This is a genomic window from Flavobacterium frigidarium DSM 17623 (assembly GCF_000425505.1).
Classification (GTDB): domain Bacteria; phylum Bacteroidota; class Bacteroidia; order Flavobacteriales; family Flavobacteriaceae; genus Flavobacterium; species Flavobacterium frigidarium.
In genome coordinates this window covers 137,670-149,938 of sequence record NZ_AUDO01000010.1, presented here as the reverse complement: position 1 = coordinate 149,938, position 12,269 = coordinate 137,670, and the positions used below count along the sequence as shown (strand labels likewise).

The 12,269-nt window shown below is 34.3% G+C and carries 10 protein-coding genes; 8 read left to right on the top strand and 2 right to left on the bottom strand.

Translation table 11 applies throughout. The annotated features are described in order from the left end of the window. Positions 1-131: 131 nt before the first annotated feature. Positions 132-680 (top strand): RNA polymerase sigma factor, encoded by a 549-nt coding sequence (locus H603_RS0107955; RefSeq protein WP_026708087.1) that lies wholly within the window; start codon positions 132-134, stop codon positions 678-680. Between the two features lie 102 nt (positions 681-782). After that, positions 783-1,229: a DUF6789 family protein gene (locus tag H603_RS17105; protein ID WP_051219239.1), complete on the top strand. Its 447-nt coding sequence runs from the start codon at positions 783-785 to the stop codon at positions 1,227-1,229. A 432-nt stretch (positions 1,230-1,661) separates the two neighbouring features. Here H603_RS17105 and H603_RS0107945 read toward each other — a convergent pair whose 3' ends face one another. Next, complete coding sequence (locus tag H603_RS0107945) at positions 1,662-3,071, bottom strand: glycosyltransferase (RefSeq protein ID WP_051219237.1); 1,410 nt, start codon at positions 3,069-3,071, stop codon at positions 1,662-1,664. A gap of 718 nt (positions 3,072-3,789) precedes the next feature. Between H603_RS0107945 and H603_RS0107940 the strand changes: the two genes are divergently transcribed. Next, on the top strand, positions 3,790-4,308 hold the full coding sequence (locus H603_RS0107940) for a hypothetical protein (protein WP_026708085.1): 519 nt from the start codon (positions 3,790-3,792) through the stop codon (positions 4,306-4,308). Between the two features lie 298 nt (positions 4,309-4,606). Further along, entirely contained in the window at positions 4,607-4,996 is a 390-nt protein-coding gene (locus H603_RS0107935; protein ID WP_026708084.1) for a DUF1398 domain-containing protein, read from the top strand. Between the two features lie 72 nt (positions 4,997-5,068). Here the strand turns inward: H603_RS0107935 and H603_RS0107930 are convergent, their stop codons facing one another. Further along, positions 5,069-7,687: a TonB-dependent receptor gene (locus H603_RS0107930; RefSeq protein WP_026708083.1), complete on the bottom strand. Its 2,619-nt coding sequence runs from the start codon at positions 7,685-7,687 to the stop codon at positions 5,069-5,071. Between the two features lie 446 nt (positions 7,688-8,133). Between H603_RS0107930 and H603_RS0107925 the strand changes: the two genes are divergently transcribed. From H603_RS0107925 to H603_RS0107910, 4 genes are all read left to right on the top strand, one after another. After that, complete coding sequence (locus tag H603_RS0107925; RefSeq protein WP_026708082.1) at positions 8,134-9,198, top strand: glycosyltransferase family 9 protein; 1,065 nt, start codon at positions 8,134-8,136, stop codon at positions 9,196-9,198. 95 nt (positions 9,199-9,293) lie between these two features. Then, entirely contained in the window at positions 9,294-10,112 is an 819-nt protein-coding gene (gene panB, locus H603_RS0107920) for a 3-methyl-2-oxobutanoate hydroxymethyltransferase (RefSeq protein WP_026708081.1), read from the top strand. A 97-nt stretch (positions 10,113-10,209) separates the two neighbouring features. Next, positions 10,210-10,902, top strand: coding sequence for an RluA family pseudouridine synthase (locus H603_RS0107915; protein ID WP_026708080.1), 693 nt, complete (start codon positions 10,210-10,212; stop codon positions 10,900-10,902). A 34-nt stretch (positions 10,903-10,936) separates the two neighbouring features. Beyond that, positions 10,937-12,265, top strand: coding sequence for an aldehyde dehydrogenase (locus H603_RS0107910; RefSeq protein WP_026708079.1), 1,329 nt, complete (start codon positions 10,937-10,939; stop codon positions 12,263-12,265). Positions 12,266-12,269 lie beyond the last annotated feature (4 nt).

The following is a 12,269-nucleotide window of genomic DNA, read 5'->3' as shown; positions in this document are numbered from 1 at the left end:
AGTAGCACCACTATTGCAATTATAGGAAGCTAGATTAAACGAAGACAGCATTATCATTTAAATTTGTATTTTAGTACACTACTACTGCTTCATTAGGAATTATTTAAAAAAAAAGGCAGCAAATCAACTACATGACTACAGCAATAATAGACGATCTCAAAGGAGAAAACAATCAAGCTTACGGCGAACTTTACAAAGCCTACTTTGGTATGGTAGAATATTTTATTCTTAATAACAACGGTCGCACAGATGATGCCGAAGATATTTTTCAGGATACGATGATTGTTCTTTTAGAAAAGCTACGTCAAGACGACTTTATGTTGACAGCTTCGATAAAAACCTATATCATGGCAATCGCCAAAAATTTATGGTTTAAAAGATTGCGATATGCCCACCGTGAAACTGAATTTACTACTGTTCATGATAATAAATTTTATGAAGAAATTGAACTGGCGATAGAAAAAGAAAAAACCTATGTCGACAAACTACAATCGTACTTGCACAAAATCACTAAGCACTGTCAAGGATTGATTCACGATATGTTTTTTAAAGAAAAAGCCGTCGAAGAGATTCAAAAAGAATACGGTTATGCTACCAAACACAACTTACAAAACCAAAAATACAAGTGCGTTCAACAGATCAAAAAGATGAAAGAAGCTGCCGAAAAAGAAAATAATTAAAAAAACTTTGAGCGGATGGGTGATTTTTAATCATTATTGGTATTAAGTAATAAGCGAGCGATAAACACAGCAATTATTTAAACTAACTTAAAATTAAAAATTATGAGTAACAAGATCCAAAAATCAGTTTTAGCAGGTATTATAGGTACGGTTGTAATGACAGCAGTAATGATGATTAGCCAAATGATGGGAATGCCCAAAATGTCACCACCAGAAATGGTTTCGGGAATGATGGGAATGCCTATTTTTGTGGGTTGGATGATGCATTTTGTAATAGGGATTGTGTTTGCTTTGATTTACACCTTTTTTGTCGCATCAAAAATTAAAGCCGATAACCATTACTTGAAAGGAGCGCTTTTTGGGATTGTAGCCTTTGTGGTTGCTCAAATTATGATGAAAGTTATGGGTGCCATGATGGGAATGCCCGCAATGGAAGGTCCGAAATTATTGTTAGCAATTGGAAGTTTAATGGGACACATCATCTTTGGGATGGCAGTAGCAAAAGTGGTTGGGAATGCTTTTTGCACAGGAAAGTCAGATACTAAATAATAACACTATGGAATGTAAAGAAGAAAGTTGCCAACGTGTGACGTCACGATTCAAACTGACGTACTGTAATATAAAAACAATCGTTATTCTAGGCTTCACTTTTTATTTATGGTTCACAAATAAATAAATTTAGAGAGCGTATTATAACATTCTAAAAACATAAAATCGATAGTTTAATAGCTATCGATTTTTTTATGTCTACTTGGTAGCAGTTTTGTATTTGCGTGAGGGATAGCAGCTAGCTACCGAAGTAGCGCGTATAGCCCGACAGCAATGAAGCAAGGGGATAAATAGCTGCAATCTAATGTAATCCCCTTGCTTTATTGCTGGCACGCCCGAAATATGTTTATACATTTAATTAGCTGATTTTAAGGCATAAAAAAACCACTCCGAAAAGTGGTTTTTTATAAATTACGATAAATGTAATTTTAATTATTTTGCAACGATTTCTCTAGTCAACCATCCGCTACGTCCTGCAGTTGCAATGGCGTAAGGTGCAATCCAGAATAAACCGAATGTGTATAAAACACTATATGCATAAGCCCATAATGACTCTTTTGCGCTGTATTTTTTTGCGTAGAACAATACCGGAAAACTTGATACAATTAAGATTCCTAACAATGTTGAACTTATGAATAATAACGGGTGCATTACAATGAAATACAACATGAATAAGAAAAATGGGTACGTCATGATGATTGTTAAAAACTGATTTGTAAACAACAATCTTGCTCCTACTTTTGATTCTTTTCTAAAGTTGGTGAAAACGAATTTTGACATTACTAAGTTTTCACGCACGTTACTTCTACCCCATCTAATGAACATTTTGTATAGTCCTTTATATCTTTCAGGAACGTCAGTTAAAACAATCGCATTACGTTGGAATAATACTTTTTTACCTTGTTTTAAGATCATGTTTGTCATGGCTCTATCTTCTCCAATGTCAGATGCTACACCCATGAATTTTTGATCAATCCACTCTGGTAAACATTTGAATACGGCTGATGCTTTGTAGGCTGCTAATGCTCCTGGTGTGCACAAAACACTACCTAATTGGCTTTCTGCAGAACGTACAAACTCAAAACTCATCACAAAACTCACGTTTAGCATTTTAGGTAAAATGGCACTTTTATTATTAAGTACACGTACATTTCCTGCTACTGCTCCACAGTTTTGATCCACTATAAACGGACTTACTAAATTTCTTAAAGTGTCTGTTTTTATGATTGAATCACTATCAATAGTTACAAAGATTTCTCCTGTTCCTAGATTAAATCCACGGTATAAAGCGTGTCTTTTTCCTTTGTTTTCTGGTTGTTGGAATGTAACTACACGGTCACCAAGTTCTTCTTTGGCTTTGTTCATCCAGTACCAAGTATCATCTTTACTACCATCGTCAATGGCAAGGATTTGAATTTTGTGAGCTGGGAAGTCACTATTTGCAATACTGTGTAATGTTTGATACACTAATTTTCCTTCGTTGTAAGCTGGAACAATCACTGTACATGTAGGTAGCAATTCGTCGCTTACAGACTCAATAGGTTTGTATTGAAAATACAAGTATACATTGTAAAGTAAGAAAGAGATTTTGAATAACAATAGTGAGATGGTCAGTCCTAGAAAAGCCAAACCTAAAGGAGAATTGATTCTGCTTTGATTGAAATTATAAAAATCAGGCTGTAAAAAGTAAACTAATGCAGCTCCACTTAATAAAAGTAGCATGGTAGCTGTTAGAACAATTCGGTTTGAGATTGTGCTTTTAGAGATACTTTCTTTTTGAGTGCTAGCATTGTCTGTATCGACAAAAAAAGCGTTTGTAGGTTGTATGGTTTGTGTTTTCATATTGCAAAACTTAGTTTGATGTGTAATTGTTTTCGACAAAATACTAAGCAAACTACGCTCCAAAATGGCTATCCCTTATTTTTCAACGACTTACGCAATATGCCACTTTTTAAGTTTGTATAATAATTACTCACTTGTTACTCAATACCCACAAATACTGGGTAAATGGGTACATTGTTAGCTGTGAAAAGTTCGAATGCTATCTCTTACATTAGATGTAAAAAAGATATTTAATGTACAAATTTGTTCAAAGAAGGTACTAGTTAACAATTTCAAAAAATTGTAGATAATTACTTTTTGAAAAATGGTATTGGTGTAAAACGTCAGGTAAGCCAAATTATTGTTGGATCATATTTTTGATTTTGGAAATACCGAAATAAATTATTCTAAAAACTGCCATCTCGATTAATTGGATTTTTTAAAATAGCAAGGAAATAGGAAGATGAATAAATTAAAAAATCCTGTTTTGAAAAGTTATAAATTATGCTCTTACGCTACATTTTTTCGAAAAGCAATTGCACTTGCATTTTTTTATTCGAAAATAAAAAATATATAACTAATTAAAATTCAATATATTAATATATGAAAAAGAAAATTAATCGCTGTGGACCTACGCTAAAAAAACGTTAATATACTGCAGTGGCACAGTTGTTGGAAATACACCAAATGTATATACGCATTAATTAAAAAGAACATTACAATTTAAAATATAGAAAATATGAAAACTCTAAAACTTATAGCCGCTGGAATAATTTTACTTGGAACTACAACTGCAGCAACTGCACAAATATCAGTTAATTTGAATATTGGTACTGCACCAGTATATCATAACAATGCGCGAGTAGCCGCAAGCTACTATTACATTCCCGATATTCAGTCATACTATGATGTTCGTAATGAGCAATACATTTACCTCAACGGAGGAAGCTGGGTTCGATCAAGATCATTACCTCGCCATTATAGTAATTACAATGTAAACACAGGATACAAAGTAGTTTTGAACGACTACCACGGAAGCACTCCTTATAGAAACTTTAATAATGATAGAACAAAATATAAAGTTGGATATAGAGGTGCCAGTGATAAAGTAGTGATCAACCGCACTACTAATAGAACGGTAGTTTATAATGATAGAAACGATTCTAGAAATGATCGTTATTATGCAAAAAAATATAACGATAAAAAGTACGACAAAAAGTATGATAAAAAATACGACAAACACGATAACAGAAGATAATTGATATAACACCTATAATTCAAGAAGGGCGCTAATTAGCGCTCTTTTTTTATGCATCTACCAGAACCTCATCATGAAGCGATTTGGTTTTTGTAGCAAAGTCAGCTGTTATTGATGGAGCAGCATAGCTAAATTTAAAGATTGGTAATTATTTATTATACAGCAACTTATTATTTTTTAAAACCAGGAATGGTAGTAAAAATTGCTTAATTAAAAATAAATAGTATTTTAGTGCCAAATCTCAACTAGATAAAATAGTCAGGTTTGCGTTCTTTCTTAATTAAAAATAACAACATTTATGTTTACACTAGAACTTATAAAAGTAGCGTACGAAAAAGTAAAGACAGGTGCTGATTTTCCTAATTATATTCAGGAATTAATTAACATGGGGATTGAAGAATATGATACCTATACTGCTGACAGCCGCGTAGTTTATTTTGGAGCTAATAATGACGATGCTAGTACAGATCGAAAACACACTGATTTTCCAGTCGCTAGCACTGTAAATAAAGAACGTTTTATCGAGTATCTAGTGATGCATCAAGGCGGACAAACGGATTATATTACTTTTTGTGAGCAAGCAGCGCAGTGTGGTATTGCAAAATGGCGTATCGATATAATAGGCATGACTTGTACTTATTTTTCTGCTGATGGGGAAGCAATAATTATCGAAAAGTTACCAGTATAAAGAACTTACATCGAAATATAAAGACACAAAAAAACGGGACAAATCCCGTTTTTTTTATGCCTTAATTATAGTTTAGAATTTAAAATTCAGTCCTGCTGTAAAAGTAGTACCGTTAAACCCAAACTGGTTTACTTCCCACGGATACTTGAAGCGACCTCCTAAGTCAGTAACCACATCACCTTTTGTATCGATGACATCTGGATAAACATTGAATAAGTTGTTTACCATAACATTTGCTGATATTGTGTTGGTGATTTTGTAAGCCACTCCAAAATCAGTAAGCACTTTTCCTGAAAATGTTTGATCTTTTGCTGGGTCTTTAGCATGTTGCCAAGTCACTTCACCAAAATAAGTATTGTTCAAAATGAAAGTTGCTTTCTTAAAGTCATAATTAGCTCCTAATAGTACTTTTGTATTAGGTCTCGCACTTAAAATTCTAGATTGCTCCTTGCGATCAAAAATGTCATAACCGTTGTCTTTTAAAATTGCAGGTGTAGCAATTTGTCCGTTTATTTTAATGTTAGCAATATTTGAAGCTAAACTTAATCCTAATTTTCCGTCTCCTATTTGTAAGTTTTTGTAATTTAATACAATGTCAACTCCTTTTGTAGTAGTGTTCACTGCATTTATAAAAAACTTCATGCTCTTAACATTATTAGCATCAAGAATTTCTTCGATAGGATTCGTCGTAGTATCATCATCATCCTTCTCTATTTTTCCTGTAAAAAGCACACGGTCGTTTACTTTAATATGGTAGAAATCTAAAGAAGCTGTAAAATTTGAACCAGCTCTAAAAGTAATTCCTGTTGAGATATTTTGAGATTTCTCAGCATGTAATTTGGGAACACCCAAACCTACAATTATTGGATCTTGGTTATTAAAGGTTACTTCGTTTGCAACTGTATCTCCAGTTACAATAGTTTGAATGTTACTCAAATAAATTTGGTGCAAGGCCGGAGCTCTAAATCCTGTACTAAACGATGCTCTTACAGTAATATCGTTATTTAATTTATAACGTGAATTCACTTTCCAAGAGAAATTATTTCCAAAATCAGAGTAATTCTCATAACGTAATGATCCTCCAATTAAAAAAGCATCGGTAACATCATAATCTAAAGTTGAATAAACACCTACATTATTACGACTTTCTACGAACGCATTAGAAGGTCTTAGACCAGGAAAAGAGATCGATCCCTCTCCTACATATGATTCTTCTTGACCAGCCCTACCTTCGTATGTTTCTTTTCTAAGCTCAGTACCAAAACCGAAAGTAACTTTATCAAAAGTTCTAGAAAAGTCAGCATTACCCACAAATTGACTGAAGGTATAGCCACCTACATTGAACTCTGTAGGACTGTCTGCACCTAATATAGGATTCCAAGTGCTTCCTACAGTGTAATCCACTTTATTTGATCCTGTTGTCAAACTAAAATCAGAACTAAATCCTAAGATTGAAGTTCTTAATCCAACAGATCCCAAATTATCGAAAATATCTGTATTAAAAGTAGGTTGGTAACCAGTATAAGTTGTTCCTGCATCATGTAATAAATTAAAAGGATCTGATGCCCAGTAAGGTGTTCTGTTTAATGCAAAACTTGTTCCTTTTCGAATATTAATATCTCCAAAGGCATATATAGTAGTATTATCAGAAAGTGGATACTCTGCATTAACAACTAAAGCTCCCATCTTAGTATCTGGCTGACCAATGTTCATTCCTAGATCTGGATTGTTTTTTAGATAATCTCCCCATTGTGGATCGTTTGCTTCAACTCCAAATAAACCATCTCTTCCTGGCTTCCCTGCTCTATTTGTTTTATTTTGGTCTAGGTATGAAAGGTTGAAATTCACAAACCCTTTTTGAGCAATTTTAAATCCTGAATTTAAATCAGCACCAAAATTGAAACCATCACCTTGAGACGTTACTCCCGACGTCAAACTAACTTCAGTAAAATTAGTTTGCTTTTTAAGAATGATGTTGACTACACCCGCAATAGCATCAGAACCATATTGTGACGATGCACCATCACGTAAAACCTCTACCCTTTCGATAGCAGAAAAAGGAATACTTTTCATATCGGTACCTACTTCTCCTTTTCCAGGTGTATCATTGATATAAACGAGTGCACTTTGATTTTTTCTTTTTCCGTTTACTAATACTAAGGTACGGCTAGGTCCTAATCCACGTAAATCTGCCGGATCAAAATGTGCTGTGGCGTCAGAAACCGCTTGTGTACTAGAATTAAAAGAAGGAATTTTATAAGCTAACATTTTATCGAATGTAACTTGCCCGCTTGATTTTAAATCTTCAGCATACAGCTTGTCTATCGGCACTGCAGAACTTAATACTGTTCTCGTTTTTGCTCTGTTTCCTGTTACTACAACTTCGTCTAAGCTATTGTTAGGATCAAGCTGAAATATAACATCTTCACTCTCACTAGCTACTTCAATTGTTTTGTTTTGGTATCCTACATATTTTGCAATAAGTGTTACAGGAAATCCTTTTACTTTGATTTCAAATTTTCCATTTGCATCTGCAGTTACTCCAATTGCCGTTGCTTTGTTTACAATGTTAGAATATGCCATAGGCTGTCCGTTCCCGTCGAGAATGGTACCTTTAACTGATTGTGCGTTCATGCAAAAAGGCATTAATAACAACAGTACGGCGTAATAAAGGTGGTTTATTTGCTTCATAAATTATACTTAAGTGGTTTCATAAATTATTTGCCAAAAGTATACTATTGTGTTAATATTTTATTAATGCATTTATTTTTTATCAATTCTATTAATTAAATGATTATTCACACGATAAGTTTGTAGATAAAATGGTAAAACAACACTACTGCACACAATATTTCAACAGCATGAAGTAATAGGATAAGCTGATAGAATTTTTCAAAGCAACAATTGTAATAAAAAAACCACTTTGCTAACTCAAACTATTAAGAAATCATTAAATTTCTTAATAGTGGCTTAAAATTTATCTTGTGATGCTAAACTTATAAACATACTTTAATTTTTTAATTGTTTCTTTGGCCTTACAATCGAGATCATTTTAGAGACAGTTGGTACAATCGTTAGAAGCACTTTTACAAATAATTCAATTTGTGCTTCATTTATTAAGAGATAAATTTTAAAACATGAGCATAAAAAGCAAAGTAAATAGTGTACGTAGGAGGCTAATGCAAAACATTACTAGGAATATAGGTTCTGCCCATTTTTCTAAAGGTGGCGATATTACTAAGGTCAACGTTACTCGTATACTTATATGTAGACCCAATCCTAGATTAGGCAATCAATTGCTTATGACTCCCCTGTTGCAAGAAGTGATCGCTACGTTTCCAAATTGTAAGATTGATTTATTTGTCAATGGAAATGCAGCGCCTAGTATTTTTCAGGGTTACGAACATATCAATAAAATTATTCGACTGCCTAGAAAACCGTTTAAAGAATTGATAAAGTATGTAAAAGGCTGGATGGCAATTAAAGCTTACAACTACGATATTGTTATAAATGTGGTAAAAAATTCTTCTTCAGGTCGTTTGTCTGCTCAATTTGCCAATGCTGATTTTAAATTCTTTGGGGATGATGTTGATAATCTCGCTGCAAAGCATACCGATTATGACCATATTGCTAAATACCCTGTTTATAATTTTAGACATTATTTACAAGTATTAGGATTTCCTGAAAACAACAAACCCGTTCCTTCATTAAATCTCAAGCTGTCTACTGAAGAATTAGCAAATGCCAAAAATACTTTGCAAGAAATTGTAAAGAATGATAAAAAAACACTTTGTATTTTCACCTTTGCGACTGGGGATAAGTGCTATAAAAATAGTTGGTGGCAGCCATTTTATAACCAATTAAAAGAGCGCTTTCCTGAATATAATATCGTGGAAGTTTTACCTGTTGAAAACGTTTCTCAAATTAACTTTGAAGCCCCTTCTTTTTACAGTAAGGACATTAGAGAAATCGCGGCTTTTATAGCTAATACTGAACTATTTGTAGGTGCAGATAGCGGCATGATGCACCTCGCTAGTGCTTCACTATCTACTACTGTAGGTCTTTTTTGTGTGACCAATGAGAAGATGTACACTCCTTATGGAAATGGTAGTTTTGCTATCAATACAAATACCACAACAATCGAAGAAGCGGTGACATTAATTGAAGATACCATTTCGAAAAAGAAAAAAACGGCAAACTAAATGTTGGTATAAGAAGGAAATGAATAAAGTCGGTACTTTTTTTAGGTTTGATAAGAATTTGTTTTAGTACTTTTACGTTTCCAAAAAATACAACTATGTCTGTAGCAAAAAAAGATTATAAAAGAATTACAACAAAGTCACTGATTGAGATGAAAGCTAATGGAGAGAAAATCTCTATGCTTACGGCTTACGATTTTACAATGGCAAAAATTGTTGATACTGCTGGAATTGATGTTATCCTTGTTGGGGATTCTGCATCAAATGTCATGGCTGGTCATGAAACGACACTACCTATTACTTTAGATCAAATGATCTACCATGCATCATCTGTAGTGCGTGCAATAGAACGATCACTAGTTGTAGTAGATTTACCCTTTGGTAGCTACCAGTCTGACCCTAAAGAAGCCTTGCGCTCTGCTATTCGAATAATGAAAGAAAGCGGTGGTCATGCAGTAAAATTAGAGGGTGGAAAAGAAATCAAAGAATCAATAAAAAAAATATTAAACGCAGGCATTCCAGTTATGGGACACTTGGGTTTAACTCCACAGTCCATTTATAAATTTGGTACCTACACTGTACGTGCAAAAGAAGATGAAGAGGCTGATAAATTAATAGAAGACGCAAAATTATTAGAGCGTTTGGGTTGTTTTGCCTTAGTTCTTGAAAAAATACCTGCCCACCTTGCTGAAAAAGTAGCCAAGAGTATCGCTATTCCTGTTATAGGAATTGGTGCTGGTGGTGGTGTCGATGGTCAAGTACTTGTAATTCACGATATGTTAGGAATGAACAATGAGTTTAGTCCGCGTTTCTTGCGTCGTTATATGGATTTGTATGAAGGAATGACTAAAGCAATTGGCCAGTATGTTGCTGATGTAAAATCTAGCGACTTCCCTAACGAGAAAGAACAATATTAATATCCCCCTATACTCCCTTATATATTCTGCTGCAGTTTTACTGTACAAGCGTACTATTTAAGGGATTTTTTATTTCCTATAATCTAAATTTACTGTTTTGAAAATAATTTCGACAAAAGACAATCTTGATGTTTTACACGAGGACAACCACATAATTGTAATCAACAAACGTGTAGGAGATATTGTGCAAGGCGATAAAACAGGAGACAAACCCTTATCTGATGTTGTCAAGGAATATATCAAAGTGAAGTATGATAAACCCGGTGATGTCTTCCTAGGTGTTGTGCATCGATTAGATAGACCGACTTCTGGAATTGTGGTTTTTGCAAAAACTAGTAAAGCGCTTACGCGAATGAACGAACTGTTTAAAAATAGAGAGACCAAAAAAACCTATTGGGCAGTTGTTAAAAACAAACCCGCAAAACCTGCAGATACACTAATTCATTTTCTAAAAAGAAACGAAAAAAATAACAGTTCAAAAGCGCATATAAAAGAAGTTCCTGATAGCAAACAAGCAAGCTTAGATTACACTATATTTAAGGAGTTAAACAATTACTTTGCTTTAGAAATAAACTTACACACGGGTAGACACCATCAAATACGAGCGCAACTCGCTGCAATAGGATCTCCTATAAAAGGAGATTTAAAATACGGTTTTGACCGCAGCAACGCAGATGGAGGGATTCATTTGCATGCAAGACAATTAGTTTTTACACATCCCGTTAGTAAACTAGAATTGTGTATTGTTGCTCCAGTTCCTAACGAAGTGATCTGGAATGCCGTGAAATAAATCCGGTAGCTACACTACCATAAAAAATGATACCATGGACTTTAAAACAAATATAGCTTACCGAAAAGAAATGTTAATCAAGCTTCTCAACAACGTGCTCTTGCATGAAAACGAGATCATTGATGCTTTGTACCAAGACTTTAAAAAACCTGCATTTGAAGCCGTTCTTACCGAAACAAGTTATGTCGTTTCGGAATTAAAGGATACGATTAAAAATATTAAAAAGTGGTCTAAACCTGAGGCTGTTTTGCCTTCGATTCTAAATTTTCCTTCTCGAGATTTTATTTATAAAGAACCCTACGGAAAGGTCTTAATTATCGCCCCTTGGAATTATCCCTATCAGTTAGCGATGTGTCCACTTATTTCTGCTATAGCAGCTGGGAATCAGGTGGTTTTAAAACCCTCAGAGTTAACACCAAAAACATCCGAAGTTTTAGCAAAAATCATTGCACTCACTTTTAGACCTGAACATGTTTCAGTAGTTCAAGGCGGGGTCGATGTCTCTAAGGAATTACTGGCACAACGATGGGATTACATCTTTTTTACGGGTAGTGTTCCTGTGGGTAAAATAGTAGCCGCTGCAGCAGCTGTGCATTTAACACCGGTTACTTTAGAACTAGGAGGTAAAAACCCTTGCATTGTTGATGAAACAGCAAATCTTAAACTAGCAGCCAAGCGCATCGTTTGGGGAAAATTTATAAATGCTGGACAAACCTGCATTGCACCTGATTATATCTTGGTTCAAAAAGATATGAAGGAGCAATTCATCAAACACCTAAAAGAAGAAATTACTGCGGCTTATGGCTTAACGCCAAAAACTTCTCCAGATTATTCTCGAATAATAAACTTGAAAAATTGGAGCCGCCTAATCGAATTAATTGACCCTGCTAACGTTATTTTTGGCGGACAAACAGATGAGTCAGATTGTTACATTGCACCCACACTTATCGCCGAGAGCAACTTAGATAGTTTGATTATGAAAGACGAAATCTTTGGACCGCTTTTACCTATTTTAACTTACGCTAGTAATGCAGATTTACATACTATCATTTCTCGCTATGAAAAGCCTTTGTCTATGTACATCTTCACCGAGAACAAAACTTTTGCCTCACAAATGATAGCCAATTACTCTTTTGGAGGTGGTTGCATCAACGATACTGTTGTGCATTTTTCAAATAAAAGATTGCCTTTTGGAGGTGTAGGACATAGTGGTATAGGTGCGTATCATGGTAGCTTGAGCTTTGATGTTTTTTCTCACAGCAAAGGAATAGTAAAAAAAGCCAATTGGTTGGATTTACCAATGCGATACGCTCCTTATGGCGACAAACTAAAAACTATTAGAAAATTTTTAAAATGGCTGTAACAAT

Bases quoted from the DNA above. Each gene is read 5' to 3' on its own strand.
- H603_RS0107955 (WP_026708087.1), top strand. From the start codon at position 132: ATGACTACAGCAATAATAGACGATCTCAAAGGAGAAAACAATCAAGCT.
- H603_RS17105 (WP_051219239.1), top strand. From the start codon at position 783: ATGAGTAACAAGATCCAAAAATCAGTTTTAGCAGGTATTATAGGTACG.
- H603_RS0107945 (WP_051219237.1), bottom strand. From the start codon at position 3,071: ATGAAAACACAAACCATACAACCTACAAACGCTTTTTTTGTCGATACA.
- H603_RS0107940 (WP_026708085.1), top strand. From the start codon at position 3,790: ATGAAAACTCTAAAACTTATAGCCGCTGGAATAATTTTACTTGGAACT.
- H603_RS0107935 (WP_026708084.1), top strand. From the start codon at position 4,607: ATGTTTACACTAGAACTTATAAAAGTAGCGTACGAAAAAGTAAAGACA.
- H603_RS0107930 (WP_026708083.1), bottom strand. From the start codon at position 7,687: ATGAAGCAAATAAACCACCTTTATTACGCCGTACTGTTGTTATTAATG.
- H603_RS0107925 (WP_026708082.1), top strand. From the start codon at position 8,134: ATGAGCATAAAAAGCAAAGTAAATAGTGTACGTAGGAGGCTAATGCAA.
- panB (WP_026708081.1), top strand. From the start codon at position 9,294: ATGTCTGTAGCAAAAAAAGATTATAAAAGAATTACAACAAAGTCACTG.
- H603_RS0107910 (WP_026708079.1), top strand. From the start codon at position 10,937: ATGGACTTTAAAACAAATATAGCTTACCGAAAAGAAATGTTAATCAAG.